This is a genomic window from Marinobacter sp. F3R08 (assembly GCF_018860425.1).
Lineage (GTDB): Bacteria > Pseudomonadota > Gammaproteobacteria > Pseudomonadales > Oleiphilaceae > Marinobacter.
In genome coordinates this window covers 635,728-661,367 of record NZ_JAHKPI010000025.1, presented here as the reverse complement: position 1 = coordinate 661,367, position 25,640 = coordinate 635,728, and the positions used below count along the sequence as shown (strand labels likewise).

21 protein-coding genes are annotated in these 25,640 nt (G+C 54.1%); 14 read left to right on the top strand and 7 right to left on the bottom strand.

Annotation, left to right across the window (positions count from 1 at the left end; translation table 11 throughout):
- Positions 1-53 precede the first annotated feature (53 nt).
- Genes glgB through glgP form a run of 3 tightly spaced genes read left to right on the top strand, consistent with a single transcriptional unit; the run spans position 54 to position 5,985 of the window.
- Positions 54-1,940: a 1,4-alpha-glucan branching protein GlgB gene (gene glgB, locus KO499_RS18420; RefSeq protein WP_215985203.1), complete on the top strand. Its 1,887-nt coding sequence runs from the start codon at positions 54-56 to the stop codon at positions 1,938-1,940.
- The gene (glgA, locus tag KO499_RS18415) at positions 1,937-3,400 is read left to right on the top strand and encodes a glycogen synthase GlgA (RefSeq protein WP_215985202.1); all 1,464 of its coding nucleotides are present in this window, start codon (positions 1,937-1,939) and stop codon (positions 3,398-3,400) included. The genes glgB and glgA overlap by 4 nt, the downstream gene beginning before the upstream one ends.
- A 32-nt stretch (positions 3,401-3,432) precedes the next feature.
- Positions 3,433-5,985, top strand: a complete 2,553-nt coding sequence (gene glgP, locus KO499_RS18410) for an alpha-glucan family phosphorylase (protein WP_215985201.1) — start codon at positions 3,433-3,435, stop codon at positions 5,983-5,985.
- Between the two features lie 23 nt (positions 5,986-6,008).
- On the opposite strand, the gene KO499_RS18405 is transcribed toward glgP, so the two are convergent.
- Positions 6,009-6,668: an alpha/beta hydrolase gene (locus tag KO499_RS18405; RefSeq protein ID WP_215985200.1), complete on the bottom strand. Its 660-nt coding sequence runs from the start codon at positions 6,666-6,668 to the stop codon at positions 6,009-6,011.
- A gap of 37 nt (positions 6,669-6,705) precedes the next feature.
- Positions 6,706-7,902 carry a lysophospholipid acyltransferase family protein gene (locus KO499_RS18400; RefSeq protein ID WP_215985199.1) on the bottom strand — a complete coding sequence of 399 codons (1,197 nt, stop codon included), beginning with the start codon at positions 7,900-7,902 and terminating at the stop codon, positions 6,706-6,708.
- A 218-nt stretch (positions 7,903-8,120) separates the two neighbouring features.
- Here KO499_RS18400 and recQ point away from each other — a divergent pair, with 218 nt between their 5' ends.
- Positions 8,121-9,977, top strand: a complete 1,857-nt coding sequence (gene recQ, locus KO499_RS18395; RefSeq protein ID WP_215985198.1) for a DNA helicase RecQ — start codon at positions 8,121-8,123, stop codon at positions 9,975-9,977.
- 3 nt (positions 9,978-9,980) lie between these two features.
- Here recQ and KO499_RS18390 read toward each other — a convergent pair whose 3' ends face one another.
- The gene (locus KO499_RS18390) at positions 9,981-10,535 is read right to left on the bottom strand and encodes a PaaI family thioesterase (RefSeq protein WP_215985197.1); all 555 of its coding nucleotides are present in this window, start codon (positions 10,533-10,535) and stop codon (positions 9,981-9,983) included.
- Between the two features lie 199 nt (positions 10,536-10,734).
- Between KO499_RS18390 and KO499_RS18385 the strand changes: the two genes are divergently transcribed.
- Positions 10,735-11,676, top strand: coding sequence for a hypothetical protein (locus KO499_RS18385; RefSeq protein ID WP_228340041.1), 942 nt, complete (start codon positions 10,735-10,737; stop codon positions 11,674-11,676).
- An 8-nt stretch (positions 11,677-11,684) separates the two neighbouring features.
- On the opposite strand, the gene KO499_RS18380 is transcribed toward KO499_RS18385, so the two are convergent.
- A complete protein-coding gene (locus tag KO499_RS18380; protein ID WP_215985196.1) occupies positions 11,685-13,571 on the bottom strand; it encodes a methyl-accepting chemotaxis protein in 1,887 nt (628 codons plus the stop codon).
- A 147-nt stretch (positions 13,572-13,718) separates the two neighbouring features.
- Here KO499_RS18380 and KO499_RS18375 point away from each other — a divergent pair, with 147 nt between their 5' ends.
- The 4 genes from KO499_RS18375 (at position 13,719) to selD (ending at position 18,789) form a co-directional block, all read left to right on the top strand.
- Complete coding sequence (locus KO499_RS18375; protein WP_215985195.1) at positions 13,719-15,239, top strand: bifunctional GNAT family N-acetyltransferase/carbon-nitrogen hydrolase family protein; 1,521 nt, start codon at positions 13,719-13,721, stop codon at positions 15,237-15,239.
- Positions 15,240-15,409: 170 nt separating this feature from the next.
- Positions 15,410-15,805: a hypothetical protein gene (locus KO499_RS18370; RefSeq protein ID WP_215985194.1), complete on the top strand. Its 396-nt coding sequence runs from the start codon at positions 15,410-15,412 to the stop codon at positions 15,803-15,805.
- 42 nt (positions 15,806-15,847) lie between these two features.
- Positions 15,848-16,513 (top strand): helix-hairpin-helix domain-containing protein, encoded by a 666-nt coding sequence (locus KO499_RS18365; RefSeq protein WP_215985193.1) that lies wholly within the window; start codon positions 15,848-15,850, stop codon positions 16,511-16,513.
- Positions 16,513-18,789 carry a selenide, water dikinase SelD gene (gene selD, locus KO499_RS18360; protein ID WP_215985192.1) on the top strand — a complete coding sequence of 759 codons (2,277 nt, stop codon included), beginning with the start codon at positions 16,513-16,515 and terminating at the stop codon, positions 18,787-18,789. The genes KO499_RS18365 and selD overlap by 1 nt, the downstream gene beginning before the upstream one ends.
- On the opposite strand, the gene senB is transcribed toward selD, so the two are convergent.
- Positions 18,786-19,772 (bottom strand): selenoneine biosynthesis selenosugar synthase SenB, encoded by a 987-nt coding sequence (gene senB, locus KO499_RS18355; RefSeq protein WP_215985191.1) that lies wholly within the window; start codon positions 19,770-19,772, stop codon positions 18,786-18,788. The genes selD and senB overlap by 4 nt on opposite strands.
- A 177-nt stretch (positions 19,773-19,949) precedes the next feature.
- Here senB and KO499_RS18350 point away from each other — a divergent pair, with 177 nt between their 5' ends.
- The 4 genes from KO499_RS18350 to KO499_RS18335 all read left to right on the top strand — a co-directional run bounded on the left by KO499_RS18350 (position 19,950) and on the right by KO499_RS18335 (position 23,710).
- Positions 19,950-20,825, top strand: a complete 876-nt coding sequence (locus KO499_RS18350; protein ID WP_215985190.1) for a putative selenate ABC transporter substrate-binding protein — start codon at positions 19,950-19,952, stop codon at positions 20,823-20,825.
- Complete coding sequence (locus tag KO499_RS18345; protein ID WP_215985189.1) at positions 20,825-21,475, top strand: phosphonate ABC transporter ATP-binding protein; 651 nt, start codon at positions 20,825-20,827, stop codon at positions 21,473-21,475. The genes KO499_RS18350 and KO499_RS18345 overlap by 1 nt, the downstream gene beginning before the upstream one ends.
- A 16-nt stretch (positions 21,476-21,491) precedes the next feature.
- Positions 21,492-22,958: a PhnE/PtxC family ABC transporter permease gene (locus KO499_RS18340; RefSeq protein ID WP_215985188.1), complete on the top strand. Its 1,467-nt coding sequence runs from the start codon at positions 21,492-21,494 to the stop codon at positions 22,956-22,958.
- Between the two features lie 137 nt (positions 22,959-23,095).
- Positions 23,096-23,710, top strand: a complete 615-nt coding sequence (locus tag KO499_RS18335) for a hypothetical protein (protein ID WP_215985187.1) — start codon at positions 23,096-23,098, stop codon at positions 23,708-23,710.
- Here KO499_RS18335 and KO499_RS18330 read toward each other — a convergent pair.
- On the bottom strand, positions 23,703-24,014 hold the full coding sequence (locus KO499_RS18330; protein ID WP_215985186.1) for a hypothetical protein: 312 nt from the start codon (positions 24,012-24,014) through the stop codon (positions 23,703-23,705). The two genes, KO499_RS18335 and KO499_RS18330, sit on opposite strands and share 8 nt — an antisense overlap.
- Positions 24,015-24,109: 95 nt before the next feature.
- On the bottom strand, positions 24,110-24,583 hold the full coding sequence (locus KO499_RS18325; protein WP_228340040.1) for a hypothetical protein: 474 nt from the start codon (positions 24,581-24,583) through the stop codon (positions 24,110-24,112).
- A 132-nt stretch (positions 24,584-24,715) separates the two neighbouring features.
- Here KO499_RS18325 and KO499_RS18320 point away from each other — a divergent pair, with 132 nt between their 5' ends.
- Positions 24,716-25,636, top strand: a complete 921-nt coding sequence (locus tag KO499_RS18320) for an ABC transporter ATP-binding protein (RefSeq protein WP_215985184.1) — start codon at positions 24,716-24,718, stop codon at positions 25,634-25,636.
- Positions 25,637-25,640 lie beyond the last annotated feature (4 nt).

Below are 25,640 nucleotides of genomic sequence, written 5' to 3'. Positions count from 1 at the left end.
GTCCAATAAACGGACGCCCAATACGCTCCATCTGGTCAGGAATAACCCAGCCTATGGACAGTCCAACACTCAGTGAATTCGACCTCCATCTTTTTGCCGAAGGCAGGCACTGGCACATCTACAACGTGCTGGGAGCCCACGTGTGCAGTAACCGGGGGGTTGAGGGCGTTCGGTTTGCTGTCTGGGCGCCTCACGCCAAAGCCGTCAGCGTCACCGGAGACTTTAATCAATGGGGTTCCACATCCCACCCTCTGGAGCTTCACGACGGAACCGGTGTCTGGTCCGGCTTTATTCCTGGCATTGGCACTGGAGCTCTCTATAAATTTGCCATTACCACGGAGGCTGGTGACCAGCTTCTGAAAACCGATCCGTACGGCCAAGCCTTCGAACTACGCCCCTCGACGGCGGCGATAGTGACCGAGCGGGGCCCTTTTGGCTGGGGCGATGGCGAATGGCTCGCTCGGCGGAGTCGCTGGAATTGGCAGGAATCCGCCATTTCGATTTATGAGGTTCATGCGGCTTCCTGGCGTCATCACGGATCCGGGCGATGGCTGACCTATCGAGAACTCGCCGACCAGCTGATTCCCTATGTTCTGGAGATGGGGTTCACCCACATTGAGCTTCTGCCGATAACCGAGCACCCTCTGGACGAGTCCTGGGGCTATCAGACCACAGGCTATTTTGCTCCAACCAGTCGTTTTGGCAGCCCGGACGATCTTCGTTACCTGGTCGATCAGTGCCATCGGCAAAACATCGGTGTCATTCTCGACTGGGTCCCTGGACATTTCCCAACCGATGAACACGCCCTTGCCCGCTTTGATGGCAGTGCGCTTTACGAGCATGAAGACCCCCGAAAGGGGCGCCATCAGGACTGGGGCACTCTCATTTACAACTATGGACGGCATGAGGTACGCAACTTCCTGATTGGCAGCGCGCTTTTCTGGCTGGATGCGTTCCATATCGACGGACTGCGGGTGGATGCCGTGGCGTCCATGCTGTATCTCAACTATTCGCGCAAGGACGGTGAGTGGTTACCCAATGAGCATGGAGGGCACGAAAACCTGGAGGCCATCGATTGTCTCCAGGAACTGAACCGGGTTTGTCAGAGCCGGTTCCCGGGCACCCTGATCTGTGCGGAAGAATCAACCTCCTGGCCACGGGTGACCCGCCCCTCGGAGATCGGCGGCCTGGGCTTTAACCTGAAATGGAATATGGGCTGGATGCACGACACCCTGGATTACATGGCACAAGACCCTGTGTACCGCCAATATCACCATGACAAACTGACGTTCGGGTTGCTGTATGCTTTTTCGGAGAATTTCCTGCTACCTCTGTCCCACGATGAAGTGGTGCACGGCAAAGGCAGTCTGATCAATAAAATGTCCGGGGATGATTGGCAGCAGCGGGCGACATTGCGTTTGCTTTTCACTTACATGTTCAGCTATCCAGGCGCCAAACTGCTGTTTATGGGCGGTGAGTTCGGTCAACGCCGGGAGTGGAGCGAGTCAAGAGAACTGGACTGGTTTCTGCTAGACCGCCCGGAGCATCGTGGCATCAGAAAGCTGGTCCAGGATCTGAACGGGATATATCGGCGGGAGGTCTCGCTGCACGGTGCAGGCTTCACCCGGGAAGGTTTTGCATGGATCGACTGCCACGACTCCCCCCAGTCAGTAATCAGTTTTCTGCGCACAGCCAAGGGAGAGACATCCGTCATCCTGGTCAATTTCACGCCCATGCCCAGACACCACTATCGGATCGGTCTGCCACAAGGGGGTATCTGGCGGGAAATTTTCAATTCAGATTCGGAGTACTACGGCGGCAGTAATCTTGGTAACCCCTACCCTATGACAGCTGATCCACAACCATGGATGGACCATGCCTGGTCGCTGGAATTGACCCTGCCTCCTCTGGGCGCGATCATCCTGAGGCCAGCGTTATGATCCGGGTTCTTTACGTCACGAGTGAGGTTTTTCCACTGATTAAAACCGGCGGTCTTGCTGACGTGTCTGCCAGTTTGCCGGAAGCACTGTGCCGACTGGAGTACGATGTTCAGATTCTTCTTCCGGGTTATCCGGATGCCCTCAAAGCCGCAAGAAAGACAGGTTCCAGCCAAAGAGTAAGCTTTCAGGTAGGCCAGTACACTGTCAGTCTGTGGCAGACCAGACTACCCGGCACTGCAGTCACACTCTGGCTGGTAGACTGCCCGCCTCTGTTCGACCGTCCCGGCAATCCCTACAAGAATGAAGAGGGGAAAGACTGGTGGGACAACGCCCATCGGTTTGACCTGTTTGGGCAAGTAGGCGCCATGATTGCCATGGGTGAAGCGGGTTTGGACTGGAAGCCCGATCTGGTGCACTGCAATGACTGGCAAACCGGACTGATACCTGTATTCCTGGAAACCTATCAGGACAGGCCCGGCACCGTATTTACCATTCACAACCTTGCCTATCAGGGGCTGTTTCCCCACGACACCTTCCATGCCCTGAAGCTCCCGGATTCACTTTGGCGTTTGGAGCAACTGGAATTCTTCGACCAACTTTCATTTATCAAGGGCGGACTGGTATTCAGTGACCGGATTACAACCGTCAGTCCCGGATATGCACGGGAGATTCAGACACCGGAATTCGGTCATGGTCTTGATGGCCTGCTCCGACATCGGCAGCAAGCGCTGACAGGTATTCTCAACGGAATCGATACAAGGGTCTGGAATCCGGAACAGGATCCGGCACTGGCTTTTCACTATGGCCAGGATCACCTGAAAAACAAGGCTCACTGCCAGGCCAGCCTGCAGCTAGAGCTTGGTCTTGAGCTAAAAGGAGGCCCAGTACTGGGGTTTATCGGTCGACTGGTAGAACAGAAAGGTGTGGACTGGTTGATTGCTGCGATGCCGGAACTACTGGAGCAAGGTTGCCAGTTCGTCATTCTCGGATCAGGGGAAGCTTGCTACGAGGAACCTCTTAAGGAGCTGGCACGGCAATGGCCAGGGAAGATGTCTCTGACATTGGGATATAACGAGGCTCTCGCACATCGCCTCACGGCTGGCTGTGACCTGTTCCTGATGCCTTCTCGGTTCGAGCCTTGCGGTCTGAACCAGATGTACAGCCTGAGGTACGGCACTGTCCCCGTGGTTCACCGAGTTGGCGGGCTGGCCGATACCGTACAGGACCCACAGGACGTTGGTATCGACAAGGCTAATGGATTCAGTTTTACCGGCGCCAGCGCGGAGTCACTGTTAGACGCGTCAAAGCGGGCATTGCAGCTTTTTCAAAACACCAAGCATTGGCGACAGTTGCAGAAAAATGGCATGGCAATTGACTATTCCTGGAAACAGAGAGCTCGCACCTATGCCAGCTTATACCAGCGCATTCTTAAAGAACGTGATCAACCACAGCTGGATTAGTGCGAGCGCTTGCCCAATTGGAGGCATCCAATATGCATAAGGCGACGGAATTCAGACTTGAGGCACATCCCATCATTCCAGAACCCCTGGAGCGACTGGAAGACCTTGCAAACGATCTCTTCTACAGCTGGGATCATGGGGTACGCAGCCTGTTTGCCCGAATTGACCTCCGGCTCTGGCAAAAGGTAGAGCACAACCCGAAACTCTTCCTCCGGAGAGTGGCCCAGAACAGGCTTGATGAAGCCTCCGGAGATCGGGCATTCCTGGCTGAATACCGCCGGGTACTGAGTAGCTACGATGCCTATCTGGAGGTTGGGCCCGGTCCGGAAGTCACGGAAAAGCTCGACCCTGAACAGACTCTGGTGGCCTACTTTTGCGCAGAGTTTGGCTTCCACGAAAGTTTCCCGATCTATTCCGGAGGCCTGGGCATTCTGGCCGGAGATCATTGCAAGGCTGCAAGCGACCTCGCTCTGCCGTTTGTGGCGGTCGGCCTGCTTTACCAGCAAGGCTATTTTATCCAGAGTATTGATGCCCACGGCCAGCAGATTGCCCGTTACCAGTCCCATTCGAGCGATGAACTGCCAATCTCGCCCGTAACAATTGATGGCCAGCCACTCAAGATTACAGTCCCCTTTCCCGGCCGCGATGTTGTTGCCCGGGTATGGCAGGCCCGTGTCGGCCACATACGCCTGTATCTGCTGGACAGTAACACCGGGGAGAACAGCCCTGAAGATCAGAACCTGACCTTGCAACTCTATGGTGGCGATGAATCTACCCGTATCAGCCAGGAAATGCTCCTCGGTATCGGTGGCACCCGGGTACTGGAAGCATTGAAGCTGACACCGACGGTCTGGCACATCAACGAGGGGCATGCCGCGTTCCAGATTCTCGAGCGTTGCCAACACACAATGTCGTCGGGCCTGAGTTTCGAAGCGGCCCTGGAAGTCGTGGCTGGTGCGACCCTGTTTACCACCCATACCCCTGTACCCGCAGGGCACGATATTTTCCCAAAGGCTTTGGTTCAGCACGCCCTTGGCCGCTATCTGGAAGAGGCGGCGCTTGATTTCGAGCAAGTGTTTGCCCTGGGAACAAAAGATGGCGGTGACAGCTTTAACATGACCTGTCTTGGCTTACGAGGATCGCGATTCCACAACGGCGTCAGCCGGATACATGGCGGGGTTGCGTCGCGCATGGAGGGTGATATCTGGCCGCAGGTTCCTCCGGAGGAAAACCCTATTGGCTTCATCACCAATGGCGTGCATGTGCCCACGTTCCTTGCACCTGAATGGTCCAGTCTGTTCGATATCCAGGCCCCCACCTGGAAAAGCGAGCTTAGAAATCCGGAGTTCTGGGAATTTATCGACCGGATACCGGATTATCACTATTGGAGTGTCCACAAAGCACTCAAGCAGCAAATGGGCGAATACATTGTCCGGCGCCTGAAACGCCAGCATCAACGAAATGGCATCGGGCACTCAGTGACAGAGCGGATGACCCAACAGCTCATATCTACAGACAAAGACACACTGATCGTCGGTTTTGCCAGACGATTCGCCACCTACAAGCGCGCAACACTCATTTTTTCCGATCTGGACCGGCTTGAAAACATATTGACCGCCCCGGACCGTCCCGTGGTGCTGGTTTTTGCGGGCAAGGCACACCCGAGAGACAAACCAGGACAGCAGCTGATCAAAGTCATCCACGACCTGTCGATGCATCCGTCCCTGATGGGGCACCTGATATTGCTTGAAGACTATGACCAGGCCATGGCGCGCCGACTATTGAGTGGCGTGGATGTCTGGCTGAATACACCGGAATATCCAAAGGAAGCCAGTGGCACTTCCGGCGAGAAAGCTGCCCTGAACGGTGCCCTGAATCTCAGCGTCCTCGACGGTTGGTGGGGAGAAGGATACAACGGCAGGAATGGCTGGGGGATACCGCCCAGGGATACCGACTTGGACCAGGAGTTCCGGAACGAAGAAGAAGCCCGGGATCTGATGGATCTGATCGAGTACAAGGTTGTGCCTTTGTATTACGATCGGGCTTCACAAGGCTTTTCGAAGGGCTGGGTTAACCGCTCGAAAGCCTCAATGAAATCGATTACACCGCGGTTTAACGCCCGGAGAATGGTGATGGACTACGTAAACACCTATTACCAGCCAGCGTCTGACCAGGGCGCATTGCTTAAGGGCGATGGCGGAAAGGTTGCCACCGAACTGGCAGATTGGAAAGCGAAAGTTCGACAGTGTTGGAGTGGCGTCAGCCTCCGGGTGGTTGACTGCATTGAATGCCGTTGCCCCCATGATGGAACAGTGAACGTCCGCGTAGAGACCTCTCTCAATGGCCTCCATGCAGATGATGTGCGTGTGGAGTGCCTTGTGAGCCCAGAGTGCACCGGTACCCACAAGCAAACCGGGCCCGGCAGCTTTTTTCTGGAGAAAGAAAGTGAAACAGATGGGCATACCGTGTTTGCAGCCCGCCTGCAGCCACCCTACCCGGGCCTGCAGACACTGAGGCTGCGCATGTACCCCTATCATGAGTCATTGACTCATTCGTTCGAAATGGGCGCCATGCTCTGGGTCTGAGACCTGGCAGGGTCGCCGGCACTTCAGAGCAGGTGCCGGCGAATAAACTGACCGATATCCTGTATTTGCTCAAGACACACACTGTGTTCCATGGGAAATGTCAGGTACGTCGGGTTGTAGCCCATGTCTTTCAGAGTCTCGACACTGCGCACGCCCAAAGATTCGGGCACTACAGGGTCGAAGGTTCCGTGGTACACGCTGATCGGCACATTCGCATTCGCCTCGGAGCGTTGAACAGTGTCAGCCGTGGCGAAGTAGGTTGAGAGCGCCAGAATGCCGCCAAGCCGTTCCGGATAACTAAGCCCCATCTCGTAAGCGACTGCTCCGCCCTGGGAAAACCCGGCGATGACAATCCGATCGGCAGGAATACCCTTTTCTTTCTCGCGTTCCACCAGTTTTGCCACGGCATCAGCAGATGCCCGCAATTGTTCGGTATCTACCACGCGATCAATGTCCATAGCCTTGATGTCGTACCAGGCCGGCATGGACATCCCGCCATTAATTGTAACTGGCAAGTCGGGTGCATGGGGGAAAATGAAGCGCACCGCGGCATCGTCCGGCAGGCCCAGCTCCGGCACCACCGGCTCGAAGTCGTGGCCGCTGGCACCCAGGCCATGAAGCCAGATAACGGCTGCGATCGGATTTTCTCCGGTTTCAATCGTGATGTACTGAAGGTCCTGCACGGTCTACCTCTTGTCGGAAATTAGTTAGGGTGCCGGCTTACCCGGAATGGTCGATATTCTCGGCATTGGCTTCAAGCGACGTAACCACGGGATTGGCATACATATCGAGAAGATAAGGACGGATAGCCGTATCGCAGGCTTCCAGCCGCCGATCCATCTCGGCCTCAGCGGCTGCCAGCTCGGCCGGCGACCAGGTTTCAGCGGTGACCACCTCATCGCTTACTGTCTCCGGCGTTACGTGTGAATCCGGATGCAGACCGCGTTGCTGATAGGCCACAAGATTCGAGGCATGCAGGTGATAGTTCGCATGCATTTCTCTGTCTATGCGGGCTGCCAGGTCTTTCGGGTTTTCGGGTGAATCATGAATTGGCGCACCGAAATGAACATGCACGTGCCCTTTGAATCCAGTCAGGCCCCTCATGATCTGCTCGGTGTCTTCGCCTTCCCGTTTGATGTACTGACCGGTTCTTGCCCGGGTTTCCAGTTCCTGAGCCTTGTCGGCATCACAGGGATCGTATTCATAGGCGATAGAGACCGGCACAATATGCAGGCGGTTCATGGCCTCAGCAAAACTGAGCCCGCTTTTTTTACGGCTCATGTAAAACATCTTGATGATTGCCGGGTCAGTGAAATCAAGGCCGTCTTTAGCGCGCCCCTCCCTCTGGGCAATCCAGATGCTGTGATTGGTATCAATGCTGTGGTTGATGAAGCCCGAAAGCGTGACATAGGCATCACGCATTTCGCGCGGACTTGTCATACTTCTGCGAACCACAAAACTTTTGTTCAGTCGCATCATTTCGGCAAACACCCGATTCGCCAGCAGGTTGTCACCGATGGCAATCCGGGTGGTGTGGAAGCCATTCTGAAAAAGCAGGTAGTTCACTACCATGGGATCAAACACAATGTCCCGATGGTTTGAAATGAACAGATAGGCGTTCTGTTTGTCCAGGTTTTCCAGGCCACTGCTGGTGACACGTGTGGTGGTGGTGTCAACCAGTTCTCCCACGTACCCGGAAAGTCCCGCCTGAAGATCGTCAACACGGGTGTAATGGCCGAAACGGTTGCTCAGCCAGCGACGGGTAAACACCCGCAACATGGCCGGAGCCCAGCGTGCGAGTGTCGGTGACTTGAAGCGACCGACCATGTCCAGAAATTCCTGATCATTGACCAGGCGGTGAATAGCAGTGCCTGTTTCGTCGTCCGAATAAGGACGGATGGCATCAAATTCCTGCATGAAAGCCCTGTTATTATCAGTGTCTGTCAGAAGATGACGTGAAACGGTGGTCCAAAAACGCGGTATTGTAGCGTTTCTCTCTCCTTTTTGCCTCCACCCGGCACACGGGTTTGTTGGCCAATCCCCGGAGCTATTCTGGTATCATTGGCAACCTCGCAAAACCCGGCAGTCTACCTGCCATAAACACAGCGGCTTCCAGCCGATGAACCGGTTATTCTATGTATCTTGATCAGGACTTCGACCAGCTTTCCACGGAGCGCCCCGCCACTTCGGGCCGAGATCCGGAACAGGTGCTGCACGAAGTCTTCGGTTACGAATCGTTTCGGCCCCTGCAAGGCGAGATTATACGGGAAGTATCTGATGGCCGGGATGCACTCGTACTCATGCCTACGGGTGGAGGCAAGTCTCTTTGTTATCAGGTCCCGGCACTGGTTCGATCAGGTACAGCGATCGTCATTTCGCCTCTGATAGCCTTGATGCAGGATCAGGTTGCAGCACTGAAGGAGCTTGGCGTAAGGGCTGCATTCCTTAATTCCACTATGGATTTTGAGACCGCCCGGGCCACCGAATACGCCTTGATGACCGGCGAACTCGATTTGCTGTACTGCGCGCCAGAACGGCTTATTCAGCCGCGTACAATTGAATTGCTTCATGATGCCTCTATCTCGCTGTTCGCTATTGATGAAGCTCATTGTGTGTCGCAGTGGGGACACGATTTCCGATCCGATTACCTCCAGCTCAGCATGCTCGCCGAACACTTCCCCGGTGTTCCACGCATTGCATTAACGGCAACCGCCGATGAGCGTACCCGGAAGGAAATTGCAGAACGTTTGTCGTTGACCCACGCACGGCACTTCGTCAGTGGCTTTGACCGCCCAAACATCCAGTACAGAATTGCACCAAAGATTAATGCAAACAAACAGTTACTGGACTTTATTAAAAGCGAACATGAACATGACTGCGGCATCGTTTACTGCCTTTCCCGGAACAAAGTCGACGCGACTGCCAAAACCCTTGCCCAGAAAGGGTATACCGCTCTGCCCTACCATGCCGGTCTACCTCCGGAACAACGAGCTCACCACCAGGAGCGATTCCTCCGCGAAGACGGCGTGATTATTGTCGCCACCATCGCGTTCGGTATGGGCATCGATAAACCCGACGTGCGCTTTGTAGCTCATCTTGATTTGCCCAAGAGCCTCGAAGCCTATTACCAGGAAACCGGACGGGCCGGACGGGATGGCAAGCCATCCACAGCATGGATGGTCTATGGTCTGCAGGATGTAATCAAACTTCGCCAGATGCTGGAAAGCTCCCAGGGCAATGATCATTTCAAGCGGGTGGAACGCCAGAAGCTCGATGCCATGCTTGGACTTTGCGAGGTCACCAGTTGCCGACGTCAGGTATTACTGCGTTACTTCGGAGATCAGCTTGAGAAACCCTGCGGTAATTGCGATACCTGCCTGAACCCGCCTGAGACCTGGGACGGGACCGTCGCGGTTCAGAAAGCCCTGTCCTGTGTTTTCCGAACGGGTCAACGTTTCGGTGTGACCTACCTGATTGATGTGCTCCGAGGCTCGGCAAACGAACGCATTCTGCAATCCGGTCATCAGCAGGTCTCAACCTTCGGCATCGGTACCGAACTCAGTGCCAGCGAATGGAAATCTGTATTTCGGCAACTTGTGGCCAACGGCTACCTTCGCGCCGATCCCGAGGGTTATGGTGCCCTTCAGTTAACGGAAAAATGCAGGCCCTTGCTCAAGGGCCAGGACACCATCGAACTGCGTAAAGATCCGGTGGTGAAAAAAGCGGCAGGCCGGGCTTCTGGCGCCTCGGTCAAAGACCAGATTACCGACCAGACAGGCTGGGAAGCCCTTAGAGCGTGTCGCAAAGAGCTGGCAGACAAACAGGGAGTGCCTCCCTATGTCATCTTCCATGACACCACCCTGTTGGGAATGCTTGAGCGCAAACCGGCCACCCTGCAGGAACTGGGTGAAGTCAGCGGCGTTGGGGCCGCCAAGCTCGAAAAATACGGCGAAATCTTTCTGGCGACTATTGCCAACCTTGATCAAGCGTGATCATTACGCCTCAGCCTTGAACCCCTTCTTTCGAACCCGATAATGGGCGATCGAGGACGCCACGTGGTTGCCTTCCCTGTCTACCATTTTCCCCTCCAGAGTAAATTTGGCCCGCCCGGTTTCATCGGCATCCGCAAGAATGCCTGCCAGAGTTTCCGGCGGCAGAGTGAACTCTACAGTGACATCGCTGTTGGCTGGCTGTAGAAACTCAAGTGTCATTTCTTTGAGGATCGGTGTGTATGCAGGCCCCAGATCGAAAAGGGTCAGCACACCACCCGGTATCTCGGCCACCAGAAAATAGGCTCCCGCATAGAGGCTGCCAAAGTGGTTCTTATTACCTTTCAGGAGAATTTTGGCCCGGACATAGCCAGGACTAACCTCTTCAACTCTGAAGTTATTCCGGGGCGCAAAAGGAATGGACATTCCGATAATTTTATTAACTGCGGCGTATCCTCCGGTTTTCTTGAGCCAGGCGACGGGGCTCGCCAACGTGGCCCTGGGGTCTGCACTGGCCACCCATTGACCGGTGGCACCGATGAGGTTGTCGATAATCGCCATAACCATACTCCGTTGTTGGTTCGGAGCCGATAATTACAAGGGACTCCGCCAGCCGCAAGAATCTTTTGCAAAGTTTTTCGCCAGCGCTCGATTTATTTTTGAATTTGTGTTCTAGAATGGAGAAAGCCTGTCCGAATCACGTCAGTCAGTCGGGTCATTTTCCAGGATGAAGAAAAGGATTTCTGATTTGGAACGTTATATGACCGCCTTCAAGGCCTGCACAGGCCATTGGAAACCAATTTTTCGCATCGCTGTTCTGTGTTTCTGTGTCATTGCATCCCCTCTCTCAGCGGGCACGCCAACCGTAACCAAGCTGCAATCCACCAGCCGGGATTACGTGCTCTGGTACAGGAATTTCGACAGTCCTGCGATCCGCGCGCTGGTCGAACTCGCCTTGCAAAAAACTTCCGAGTACGGGGACTTTCAGGTTATCCGGAGTGAGGCGCTAAGCCAGGGACGGGCACTCAGAGAACTCACCATTGGCCAATCCCATCTCGTCGATATTGCCAACGTCGCCACGTCAGCAGAGCGTGAGAGCGTTATGATTGCAATTCCATTCCCGGTGGATGGCGGCCTTTTGGGGTTTCGGGTTTGCGTGGTTTTGCCGGAGTCTTTGCCGAAGTTCGCCAACATCGAGAATCTTGAGGATTTTCGCGCAAGCCAGGTTCGAATTGGCCAGGGCGCACACTGGCCAGATGCGGATGTACTCGGGGCCAACGGGATTCCGGTCGTCTCCCATTCCCGATACGAAATCCTTTTCAGGATGCTCCAGAAGGAGCGCTTCGAGTGCTTTGCGCGAGGCGTTAGCGAAGTACTTTATGACCTTGAAATGGAACAGAATCCTGATCTTGTGATTGAACCCAATCTGTTAATCGCTTACCCCATGCCTTCTTATCTTTTTGTTGCTCCCGATGATCAGGAGACCGCCCACCGCCTGCAACTGGGGATCGAACGGGCCATATACGACGGTAGTTTCAGCGACTTTCTTGAAAGCTATTACGCCCGTGCAGTAAAAGATCTCAATCTCGAACAACGGGTCGTGATCGCCCTCGAAAACCCTCTCCTGAGTGAAGAGTCCCGGAATGTTGGGCACCGGACGCTAGAAAACCTGCGCCGGCGACTCAACATTCTCAGCCGATAACCCTCCCCCTATACCCGGAAGCGCGATACATTCTCGTTCAATACCGTGCCGATGCTTTCAATCTGACCACTGTATACGTCATTTTCGGTGGCTGCTGCAGCCGCCTCCTGTCCCTGATCGGCAATTCGCGTGATCGACGAATTCAACTCTTCGGTTACCGATGTCTGTTCTTCCGAAGCGGTGGCAATCTGCGAGGTCATTTCACTGATTGAGGTAATGGCTTCGGCGATCCGGTTGAGTGCTTCCATGGCGTCCTCAGCTTTTTCCATACTGACATTGGACACCGACGTCGACGCTTTCATCACATCAACCGCATCGCTGGCACCTTTCTGCAAACGCTCGATCATGTTGTTGATTTCCTCGGTACTGGACTGGGTGCGCTGGGCAAGATTGCGCACCTCATCAGCCACAACCGCAAAACCTCTACCCGCCTCGCCGGCCCGTGCAGCTTCGATGGCAGCGTTCAACGCCAGGAGATTGGTTTGTTCTGCTATTCCCTGTATGACCTCAAGCACGCTGGTAATAGAAGCAACGTCTCTGCCCAGGGTGTCGATGACTTCAGCAGCGGCATTCACCTCTTTTGACAGCTTCTGAACCGCCTCCCTTGAAGCCGCAACCGTCTCCAGAGAGGCCCTGCTGTCGCCATCGGCAGTAGTGGCAGCATCCGCAGTTTGTTGTGCATTCTGGGCAATTTCTCCCGCTGCGGCCGACATCTCGTTAATTGCTGTAGCCACCATGTCGATTTCGGCTTGTTGACTTTCAACACTTGATCGACTGGTACTCGCGGTGTCTCTGAGAGAACCGACATTCCGTCCCAGTTCTGTGCTGCCCTGCTGTACGTCTCTGACGACGTTCTGGATATTCTCGACAAACCGGTTGAAGCTTCCGGCCAATTCACCGAATTCATCTTTCGCTTTGTCATCAAGGCGTTGAGTCAGGTCTGCGTCACCGCTACTGATATCAGCCATGGCTTTGTTCAGGCGACGCACAGGTATCATCAGAAACTTGATACCAAGGTGCAGAATCACCAACGAAATGATCAGACCGGTAACCGCCATGATCAGCCCTGTCATTCGGGCACTCTGTACCGGAGCATTTATCTTGTCAGTGTTGATGAACGTACCGAGATACCATTCTACGCCCCGGGCCTCACTGATCGGGTGGAAACTCGCTTCCCAGTTGCCTTCATCATTACTGTATTTGTGGGCGCCGCCGTCAAAATTCGCCGTGGCTCCGATGAGGGTGCTGATGTTCTTGCCGATAAGACTCTGTGTCGGATGAAAAAGTACAGTGCCGGCCCTGTTCACGAGGGCGGCGTAACCGGTGTCTGCCAGAGTTACGGTCGACAGGGTTTTCGAAATGGTCCCCAGACCGATATCTGCACCGGCGACACCTTCATACTCCCCGCGTTTCACCGGAGTAAGTGTCGATATGATCATGTCATTGGTACTGGCATCCTTGTACGGCTCTGTAAAGGACGCTCGCCCCAAACTCATCGCTTTCTTGTACCAGGGCCGTTGTCGCGGGTCATAGTCGGACGGCAGAGTAGCGTTGGCCTCCGGGGATTTCATCAACATGTAACCATCGGTTCGACCAACATAGACATCCCTGAATCCGCCCCCGGTGGTTATAGCCTGCAGAACCACCTGCGCTTCTTCGTCACTTTCGGCATGTTCCAGAGCTTTCGCCGTTGCTTCGGTCATCACCAGGCGGGTGTTGAGCCATTCGGCAATGCTCGACGTACTTTGCTGAACTGCGTCGTCGATCAACGCGTCTACGTATGTCTCTGTGGTATTTTGCAGCCTTAAATCGCCTGAGAGCGTGAAAGCTCCCATGACCAAAAGCAACAGAATACCGAAAGCCGTCAGGAGCTTTTGCCCGAATGTCAGTTGCACGGTCGAATATCCTCTGAAAAATTGATGCAGATTACCCTATCTTTCGGCTCGCGATGCGAAGTCTTTAGTACCTTCTGGTAAACTTTTGCAGTAATGACACATACGTTGAGCTTGTCCTCACTCCAAACCGAACGGGAGCCGATCTGAATGGCCCACGAAGAACTGCATCTCAACCTCCGGAATCTGAATCTTGAAGACTATGACCAACTCCAGAAACTTATGGATAGAGTCTACGACGATATTGGAGGCGCCTGGCCCAAGGACACTATCAAGGCGCTTGTGGAGCAGTTCCCTGACGGTCAGATCTGTATCGAAGAAAGTGGGCGATTAGTAGCGGTTGCGCTTACCGTATGCGTGAAATACGAGCGCTTCAGCAACCCGCACACCTACGACGATCTGATCCTCCGGAACGAAAAAATCTGGCACAACGCCAACGGTGACTCGTTATACGGACTGGATGTATTCATTCACCCAGATTACCGGGGATACCGGCTTGGACGGCGGCTTTACGAAGCCCGGAAAGAGCTCTGCCGTTCCATGAACCTGCGAGCGATTCTCGCCGGGGGACGTATACCGAACTATTTCAAGTATGCCGAGCAATACTCACCTGAAGAGTACATCCAACGGGTGGATCGCAAAGAGGTCTATGATCCGATCCTGAGTTTCCAGTTGTCCAACGATTTTCAGGTAACCCGGTTGTTGCACAAGTACCTGCCCGAAGACGAAAAGTCCCAAGGCTATGCCACGTTACTGGAATGGCGGAACATTCTCTACACGCCACCGTCCCCGGTTCTGAGTGTCAAGAAAACCCAGGTAAGGCTTGGTGCTGTACAGTGGCAGATGCGGGAGTTCACGTCCGTTGAGGCGGTATTGGAGCAGGTGGAATACTTTGTTGACGCATTGTCTGACTACAAGAGTGACTTCGCTATCTTCCCGGAGTTTTTCAACGCGCCGTTGATGGGACTGACCGACCAGATGGACCAGACTCGCGCCATTCGTTTCCTGGCGGGCTTTACCCAACAGTTCCGCGAAGAAATGTCCGAGATGGCAGTGAGTTACAACATAAATATAATTACCGGCTCCATGCCATTGATTGAGAACGACCGGGTGTATAATGTCTCGTACCTTTGCCACCGGGATGGCCGTGTGGACGAACAGCGCAAGATTCACATTACGCCCCACGAACGCCGCGACTGGGTCATTGAAGGCGGCAACAGTTTCGAGGTCTTCGATACCGACGCGGGTCGGATCGCCATCATGATCTGCTACGATATCGAGTTCCCTGAACTTGGGCGCATCGCTGCGAGTAAAGAGGTGGATGTCATCATGGTGCCCTTCTGGACTGACACCAAAAACGGCTACCTCCGGGTACGGCAGTGCGCTCAGGCTCGAGCCATCGAAAACGAATGCTATGTGGTCATCACCGGCAGCGTTGGTAACTTGCCGAAAGTTGAGAATCTGGACGTACAGTATGCCCAGTCGTCTGTATTCTCACCGTCAGATTTCGCCTTTCCGCACGATGCGGTAATGGCCGAAACCACACCCAACACGGAGATGATCATGTTCTCCGACATGGATCTTGAAAAACTGAAGCTGGTTCGCAACGAGGGATCTGTCACCAACCTGAAAGATAGACGCGTTGATATGTACGAACTGAAGACCAAATAGCATCGACGGCCACCCTGCGTTGATTGTTAAAAATTGTCTTAGGGTTTAATCGTATGGCACTGACGGCGTTGCAAAACTTAAGCTCAGTGTCTATTGTTTAACCAAGACTCAGCGGGTCGCTCAGAGAGACCCGCTGTTGTCGATACGGAAATCACCAGAGAACCTGATACATGAACGAAGCATTGCCGGACCTTGTCGCAAGATTCCGAATCAGACATGGACTTTTTCGAAAGGAAAATGTCGAGGCAGCCCTCTATGAGCTGGACGGTTACGGGTGCGTGATGAAAACCGATAAAGTATTCAATCCCGGCGATACCGTAGTGTTAGAGCTGGTGATGGATATGCCGTTCGACAAAATCCGGGCAGAAGGCATTTCCGGCCTGGTGACCGAACGAAGAAAACACTGCAGTAATTTCTTCTATTCTATCGATTTTGTAGAGCTTGACTCTAACGGTAGCTCCTCCTCAGAAAAGCTCCGCAGAATCCGTGAAGTACTATCTAAAAAGCAGTCACTCAAATCACGTCGTTCCCCAGGCCCCATATCCGGTTTCCGGCAAATGGCATGATTCTGATTCTTTTGTTGAAATCTGTCCGTAAGGAGACATTCCATGGCGAAGAAAGCCAAACAGAACGTTGATAAGATCGTCAAAAAGGTCAACAAAGAGTTCGAAAAAACATCCTCTCAGATCGAAGGCCTGGTGAACGATGCGTTGAAGCAGTTCGACAACCTTCAGAATCAGGTTCAGGAACCGGTGCGCAAACTGCTCAAGGAAATTGATGAAGTGCGCGATCGTGAAATGAAGCGCTTTCAGGAAGAGTTTGAACGCCGCCTCGAGGAATTCCACGAACTGCAAAGCAACATTCTTGATCGACTTGGTGTAGCCGCCAAAGAGTCCGGCGCCGATGTCAAGAAACTCACAGACGAAGTCAACAAAGAAGCAAAAGCTGCAGCCAAGAAATCCGCGCCAAAGAAAACCGCGAAAGCAGCCCCCAAAGGAAAAGCAGCCAGCAAGCCGGCCGCCAAGAAACCTGCGGCCAAGAAGCCTGCTGCCCGCAAGGCGCCGGCTGCCAAAGTGGCCAAGCCGGTAGACAAGAGCGACCTTACCCTGGTCAAAGGCATCGGCCCTGCCACCGCCAAGAAAATGAAGGACGCAGGCATCACATCCATCGATCAGATTGCCAACCCATCGGCAGCCGATCTGGAAAAACTGAAAGCCTTCTCAAGCGTCAAGGGATACAGCCAGTTTTCTGCTGAAGCCAAGAAAATCAGCTGATGCAAACGCCTGACCAGCCTGTATTACGGGACATTGTCCTGATTGGCGGCGGGCACAGTCACGTCGGGGTACTGAAGCGGTTCGCCATGAACCCGGTCCCCGGCGTGCGCCTGACCTTGATTTGCCGCGACACCCACACCCCTTACTCCGGTATGCTTCCCGGCTATGTGGCTGGCCACTACAGCTACGATGATGTTCATATCGATCTGAGCCGCCTGGCAGAATACGCCGGTGCACGCTTCTACCGCTCTGAAGCCACAGGCATCGATCGTCAAAAAAAACAGGTTATATGCCGCGACCGCCCCGACGTACCTTACGACGTACTTTCCATTAATATTGGTTCGTCCCCTCAGGTCAATGAGGTTGAGGGCGCCTCAGACCACGCTGTCCCGGTAAAGCCTATCACTGGCTTCAACAATCGCTGGCTTGCCCTGCTCTCTCGCATTGAAAACCATGAGGGGCCGCTTACCGTGGCCGTCGTTGGCGCCGGAGCCGGTGGCGTCGAACTCACCCTGGCTATGCAGTTTCGCCTGCAGTCCGAGCTCAAACAACGCGGCAAAGACCCCGGGCAACTCCATTTCCACCTCTTTGACGCAGCCAACGACATACTGCCTACACACAACCCCGAGGTTCGCGAGATATTTCGCAGGACCTTATCCGAGCGCAATGTCACCGTTCATCTTGGATCGCCCATAAACAAGGTGGAAAAAGGACTATTGACGTCAGATTCCGGTGAAGTCCTGCAAACCGACGAAGTCCTCTGGGTTACCCGGGCCGGCGGCCCCGAGTGGCTCAAGGAAACAGGACTCGCGCTGGATGAAGGTCTGTTCCTGAGAGTTCGCGACACCTTACAGGTCGAGAACGATGACAGCATTTTCGCAGCCGGTGACATCGCCAATGTCGTGAATCATCCGCGGGAAAAGGCCGGTGTTTTCGCAGTCAGACAAGGTCCGCCACTGGCCGGCAATCTGAAACGTATGGCCATCGGCAAGAGTCCGAAGAATTTCAAACCCCAGAAGAAGTGGCTGGCATTGATCAGCACTGGTGATAAAAACGCTGTCGCCTCCCGCGGAGAGAAGCAGTTCAGTGGCGCACTGGTCTGGCGCTGGAAGGACTGGATTGATCGGCGGTTCATGAAAAAATTCACAGACCTTCCGCCTATGGAGGAAGTATCCAGATTACCGGATACCGCTGCAGCACAAAACGCCGAGGAAGCGTCTCAGGCCATATCGGCTGTGGCCATGCGCTGTGGTGGTTGCGGAGCCAAGGTAGGCAGCAATGTTCTTTCGCGGGCATTGGGGCAACTCCGTCCCATTGAGCGGGATGACATTCTCATTGGCCTTCACGCTCCGGATGATGCGGCCGTTCTGAAAGTACCGCCAGGCAAAGCCGTGGTGCATACCGTGGACTTCTTCCGCGCTTTCATCGACGACCCCTATATCTTCGGTAAGGTCGCAGCCAATCACAGTCTGGGAGACGTCTTTGCCATGGGTGCCGAAGCACAGAGTGCTACCGCCGTGGCAACGGTGCCCTATGGCATAGAATCCAAGGTTGAGGATGTTGTTTATCAGATGATGTCCGGTGCTGTTGAAGTACTTAATGAAGCAGGCTGCGCACTGGTTGGCGGACACACCGGCGAAGGCAAGGAACTTGCTTTGGGCTTTGCCGTCAACGGGCTGATTGAACCAGAACAGGTCATGAGCAAAGGCGGACTCAAAGCCGGAGACCTGTTGATCATCACCAAACCGATTGGCACAGGTACGCTCTTTGCCGCTCATGCCAGACTGGCCGCCAAGGGCCGCTGGATTGACTCTGCCCTTGCCTCGATGGTCCAGTCCAACAAGTCTGCGGCGGATTGTCTCCGTAAGTTCGGTTCAAAAGCCTGTACGGATGTAACCGGTTTCGGACTGCTTGGTCACCTGGTTGAAATGACAAAACCCTCTGGTGTCGATGCCGAACTGTCTCTCTCTGCCATCCCGATCCTTCCGGGGGCAGAAGATACCGCAGCAGCGGGCATTCTAAGCTCACTGCAACCGGCAAACATTCGGCTTCGCCGGGGCATCCGGGATCAGCAAGCCTGGGTCAACCACCCACGATACCCATTGATCTTCGACCCCCAAACCGCAGGTGGTTTACTTGCCAGCGTTGGCGCAGACAAAGCCGAAGACTGTGTTCGGGAGCTACGAACTCTGGGTTACCCTCATGCTGCCATTATTGGCCGAATCACTCCCCAGGACGAATCAGGTCCTATCGAGCCCATTACTCTGCGGGACTAAAGACGCTCTGAGCATCCCTGCATTGCAAGGCGTAATGCCTGCTCCAGGGATGCCAGTTCCTTTTCAGGTACAAAACGTTCGGCCAGCTTTCTCGTCTGATTCTTCAGAGTAGCGAGGAACCCGGGATCGATCTCGGCACGATAAAGTAGTTCACACAATGCCCCTTCGTCGCCCACCGGGAAATACCCGGCATAGTCCCGCCCCAATAGCCCTATATTTCCGGGGATATCCGATGCTATTACTGGCAAACCAGCCCGGCAGGCTTCCGATATCACATTCGCCCCACCTTCCATCACAGAACTGATCACCATTACCTGACTTTGAACCATCAACTGCCGGATGTCTGCCTTCTCAATTTGTCCGAGCCATTGAAAGCGCGGATTTTCGCTCATTTCAAATTCGGCTTTCTGTTGCCAGTCTTCATTGTGGGCTTTACCGGCACAGACTACCCGTATCGCCGATGTCTCCGGTAACAACCGGGCTGCATAGGCAGCGCGTAACGAATCCTTTTCATCTCTGAGATGGCCAATCACGCATACAGTGAATGCGCCAGCATTCCTGGCAATATCCTGCACCGGAAGAAACTGGAACTCATCGGTCGACTGGTACAGACAAATCAATTTCTCTGCAAACTGATCGGGAATGTCATTGGCGACCAGATCATGCAGACCAATCAGCGCATCTGCCTCGGTCATGGAAAACCGGGTGTCATCCGGATATTCGTATTGGTGGCGGTAGATATCCGTTCCAGTGAGGGCAACAATCAGGGGCTTTCTGGGCCAGGTGTCACGGAACCTGCGAATGGCATCTATGCTTCGCCAGGCATGCAGCGCCAGTAGCATATCGCAGGTTTCGCCGTGATATTGAGTAACGACCTCAACCGTGTGACCAGCCTTTTCGAGAAGCATTTTCCAACGCTCTGCGGTTGCCCGGTTTCCCGCTTTCGAATCAGGCTGTGACGGTGTGTTTATGATGAGTTTCATAGCCTTCGCTCAGAGCCATGTTGCTGAAAATTTGAGTGTCGGCGTACAGACTAATCGGTACCGCAAACCGCAAAGCTGTTCAGAGTTAACGTAAATCGATGTATCCTTCAGGGCACCGGGAAGCACTGACTCCCCTCAAAGCACAACCCTAACAGTCCGGCAATCTAAGGAACTCCTATGGCTCATAATCTTATACGGAAGTTGTTGATTACCAGTTTTTTCTGTTTCACGGCCGCATCGGCATCTGCAGAAACGTTTGTGTTCACTGCGATCCCCGATGAAGATGAAACTAAATTGGTGGAGCGGTTCCAGGGTGTTGCCGATTACCTCTCCGAAGAGCTTGACGTGGACGTCCGTTACATACCGGTGAAATCCTATGCTGCGGCGGTTTCCGCATTCCGCAACAATCAGGTCCAACTCGCCTGGTTTGGCGGACTTTCCGGCGTTCAGGCACGACGTCTGGTACCGGGATCCGAGGCAATTGCCCAGGGTGTTGAAGATGAAGCATTCCAGACCTACTTTATCGCCAATACCAACACCGGTATCAAGCCAGCCGATGAGCTTTCAGAACTCAAAGAGGACCTGCAGGAAAAAACCTTCACGTTTGGCTCAAAAGGATCCACGTCAGGCCGCCTGATGCCCGAGTTCTACATTCGAGACGTGTTTGGTGCTCAGCCTGAAGACTTTTTCAACAGAGTTGGTTTCAGTGGCAACCACACCCGTACTCTGCGCCTGGTTGAAGCCGGCACCTATCAGGTTGGCGCCCTGAACTTTCAGGTTTGGGAAAAAGAACTGGCCGACGGAAATATTGATACCGACGCCGTCCAGGTAGTCTGGGCTACCCCTCCTTACCCCGATTACCAGTGGACCATCCGGGGTGACGTCAACGAGCGTTTTGGTGATGGCTTTAAAAAACGGGTAACTGAAGCGCTGCTGAATCTGGACGATCAGAAGCTGCTTGAGAGTTTCCCCCGTTCCGGCTTCATCCCCGCGTCTAACGATGACTACGAGCCCATTCGCACAACAGCGGAAGAGATCGGAATTCTGGACTGATGTCGGGCTTCGATCTTTCAGGCCTGACGGCCTCTTTCGGCGGCAAGCGGGTCATTGGCCCGCTGTCGCTGAGCGTGAAACAGGGGGAACAGGTCGCCCTGGTTGGCAAAAGTGGTGCTGGCAAATCGACACTGATCCGACTGATTCATGAACGGGTAAACCGGGAGTCTTCTCTGGTGCCCCAGGACCTCGGCCTGGTAAATGCTCTGCCTGTGTTTCATAACGTCTTCATGGGCCAACTTGATAAGCACTCCACCTGGTACAACATCCTGACCCTGATCCGTCCACGTTCCGGAGACCGTGACAACGTACGTGAACTGATGAAGGCTCTGGGAATGGCAGAGAAATTATGGCTGCCAACAGCCTCACTCTCCGGGGGGCAGCGCCAGCGTGTGGCTATAGCACGCGCCTTGTATCGAAACGCCCCGGTACTTCTCGCCGATGAACCCATTTCAGCCCTCGATGGTCCCATGGCCCATCAGGTAATGGGGTTGTTAAAGGAACGCTTTCAGACAAGTGTTATCGCCCTTCACGATATCGAGATTGCTCTTGAATACTGCAACCGGATTGTCGGGGTTCAGGATGGTCAGATCGTCCTGGATGAATCCAGCGAGCGCCTGTCGGCGACCGACATTACGTCACTGTACTAGGTAGGCGGCCACTCTGATGTTGTCATCGCAAACGGTTCGAATCAGCCTTGTTTTTGTAGCCGTCGCTCTCGTCAGCCTGCTGTTTGCGGATATTGCCATCACCGCATCAAACCCCTGGCGAGACCTTGGCAATTTTTTCCTGGGCGTTGTCACGCCCAACTTCTTTAGCAGCGAGGGCCTGATGACCGCCCTGCTGAGAACCGTTGCGTTTGCGTTTGTTGGTGTGGCATTGGGAAGCGTCTGTGGCTTTATACTGTCCCTGGTCTATCGCTTCCTGCCGGTACGAATATTCTGCGCCTTTGTGAGAGCGATTCATGAACTCTTCTGGGCCTTGATCTTTCTTCAGTTTTTCGGTTTTCATCCATTAACTGGCGTGTTGGCGATCGCCATTCCTTATTCCGGGATTTTTGCAAAGGTGTATTCCGAAATACTGGATGAGACCGACCCGGAACCGGGACGCCTACTGCCTCCGGGCACCGGAGTTATTGCTGCGTTTCTCTACACGCGGATTCCCGACTGCTGGGTGCAGCTTCGCACCTACACAGCCTATCGCCTCGAGTGCGGTCTTCGCTCCAGCGCCATTCTCGGGTTTGTAGGGCTGCCGACCCTCGGCTTCTATCTGGAAAGCTCGTTTTCCCAGGGCCTGTATTCGGATGCCGGCGCTATGCTGATCCTGTTTTATGTATTGATCGCCACCATGCCTCTCTGGGTCCGCCCCAAACTTCTACCAGTCTATATTCTGGGTGCGCCCTTCTTTCTGGGCGAGGGGCTACCCATTGTCTGGGGCAATGTGGAGCGCTTTTTCACGGAAGACATCGTTCCCAGCCCCCTTCGGGACGGTGAAGGCCTTTCAGGCATGATCCCATGGTTATCCGATCTCATGGTCAATGAGGCCATGCCTGGCATCTGGAATACAGTCATACTGACCCAGATTGCGCTTGTGGTCACCGGCATACTTACCCTGCTCGCCTTCCCTTTGATCTCCAACCATTTTGGAGGTCCGGTGCGGCGCACAACCGGCCATGTCTTTCTGGTGATCGTACGATCAACACCGGAATATATCCTGGCGTACATTCTGCTTCAGCTCTGGGGCCCTTCAATGCTTCCGGCAGTGGTTGCGCTTGCGTTACATAACGGCGGGATCATTGGGCACCTGATCGGCCGCCAAACCAACAGCATTCATCTGCGACCAGACGCACCGACCGGTTTCAACCGTTACAGCTGGGAACTGGTACCCAGAGTTTACCGATCGTTTCTGGCATTTTTGTTTTACCGCTGGGAAATTATCATGCGAGAGACCGCGATACTCGGCATTCTCGGAATCTATACCCTCGGCTTTTTTGTCGACAGCGCCATCCAGAACATCCGCTTTGACCGAGCCATGGTCTTGATACTGATTACCGCCCTGCTGAATATTGGCGTCGATGCTCTCGGTAGATATATTCGACGCAGACTTGCCCTGCAGACCATGCCCACCTGCTAGCCAGCATCAGTGCGATCTCCGTCACAGTTTCATCATTTCAGTGAAATCGGTAGTCGTTTATGGCGACCTTTTGGCGGGATTGACCGGACACATTCCGTTACACTTTGATCACCTTCTGAAACATTTAGAGCTTCTAGATGATTGTTGACGGATTGATTGTTTGTATTCAGGCGGGGCTTTTGTTGCTGCTGGCGTTGCTGGCAATGCGGATGATGGCCCTGGTGCGTTCAGAGCCCCTGGTAACTGGCCCTCAAAGAACCTGTTCAAACACGGGCAATTCCATCGCGGTTCATCGCTCCGACAGGGCTTACCGCATCGCTAAAGAGCCTACGGCGGATAAAAAGCCGGTTGTCGATACCGCCCCAGACCGCGCTGAGCTTCTTACACGGCTCCATATCCTGGCCGGTCTTCAACACAGGGACTGCCGGGCGAACTGCCTGGATCTTTCAAACGCGCCGGAGGCGGTTAAGGTTTATGGTACTGCCTGGCTGTACGGTGCCGCCTCTGTGCTCTGCGCCAGAAGCACGCCCCACTCCGAAATGCTGGTTAACATTGTTGCCCAAATCGCCAGTCGCAAACTCGGTATTCGGCAATCGGAGGCTATCGAGGCCATGGACACATTGACGGCGAGTGCTGTTCATTTGGCTTGTTTCAGGGCGGGAGTCGAGGGTGCCGAATTCTGGTTGCAGAACAAGTACGTCCCGACGTCGGCAAGCCTCTACGAAGTCATCACGGCGAACGCGTTTATTTAGCGGCCTGCCTGGGTGCGGCTTCCAACTCCCAATCGGTACCCAGCGCCACAGGCTCGAACTGATCCTGATCATCCTCACGAGTTCCGGTGATCTCGGGCCGGGTAAACCCTCCGTCGTCGGTATTGGCCATGCTTTCTACATCTACAGAACGGACCACATAGGTCACGCCTCCAGCCAGTACTCTGGACCGGTGTGTCAGTCCAAAGACAAATCGGCAATAATCGAGCTTCAACTGCATCAGATCCTGCTCTGCCTTGCGGATCTTTCTCAACAGTACCTTCTGAACGCTATCTCCGTAATCCATCACGTTATCCCTGATTGTAGCGGTATAGTGTTTTTATATTCGGTAATAGTCCTGGGTGATTTTACACGTTCCCCGCTGATTGTCAGCCGACAGATTCAGTGCGGCTCAGCCTGAAAAACCAATCCTACCGGGATGTTACTGATGGGCTCTTGCCCCTCTTGCAGATCAATTCGCCATGTCATGGTGGCATCTACGGTACAAAATGGTGCCGTGAAGCGCGCCGAGTATTGATTGCCCGAAACCTTGCCTAACGGAACTGGATACTCGCCCATATACATGGATTCTCCCCGTAGAACGGCGAGAAACCGTTCGGGTCGTTCCGGAGTTTCAATCGTGAGACGGTACTCCGTGCCCTGGACACCCTCCCCCAGATTGCTGAGAGTAACTTTCCAATCTCCTGACCCGGTGGACCAAACACAAGGCCCCTCTTCCAGAAGATCACACGGAACAACGGCGTTCTCGTTCCCGCTCTTCCGGTCGCCATCGTTGTCATGGAGCATACGCGAACCGAAAACGCCGGCAGTAACGAGCACGGCAATCAATCCTGTAACTACTATTGCGCGTAACATAGCGGCACCCCGAACAAACCTGCCGGGCATTATGGAGATTTCTCCCGCCAAGGCAAAGGTTTCTAAATGAGTGTCAGTCATGAGAAAATACTGCGCCTTCAATTCGACCCATTCTGACCACAGGACACGCCCGTGCAGCCGGATATTTCCGTTAAGCACCTGAGCAAAGTATATGGCGACGGTTTTCAGGCCCTGAAGGACATCAACCTGGAAATCCGCCGTGGCGAAATCTTCGCCTTGCTTGGCCCTAATGGTGCAGGCAAGACTACGCTTATCAGTATTATCTGCGGCATCGTGAACCCTTCCTCCGGTGAGGTGAAAGCCGCTGGCCACGACATCATCAAAGACTACCGCATGGCCCGAAGAACCATAGGGCTGGTGCCTCAGGAACTGAATACCGATTCCTTCGAAACCGTCTGGAATGCGGTCTCATTCAGCCGTGGTCTGTTCGGCAAGCCGCCCAAGCCAGCACATATCGAAAAGGTGCTGAAAGACCTCTCTCTCTGGGGCAAACGTAATAACCGGATCATGTCTCTGTCCGGCGGCATGAAGCGTCGCCTGATGATTGCGAAGGCACTCTCCCATGAACCGCAGATACTGTTCCTTGATGAGCCCACGGCAGGGGTCGACGTTGAGCTACGCCGGGATATGTGGGAAATGGTGCGTAAACTTCGCGAGCATGGAGTAACCATCATACTCACGACTCATTACATCGAAGAAGCCGAGGAAATGGCAGATCGAATCGGTGTTATCCGTAACGGCGAAATCATTCTGGTGGAAGACAAGGCCCGGTTGATGACCAAGCTGGGCAAGAAAGAGCTGCGACTTCAGCTGCAGCAAAAGCTGGACAAGATACCGGGTGAGCTGACTCTGGAGCCTGTCGAGTTATCCGACGATGGTTACGAACTGATATACACCTTCGATTCCCAACAGGAGCAGGCTGGGGTTGCCCGGTTGCTCCGGACACTTGGCGACCTCGGTATCGACTACCGCGACCTGCAAACCCGGGAAAGCTCCCTTGAAGAGATTTTTGTCGGCCTGGTGCACGAGTAAAGCA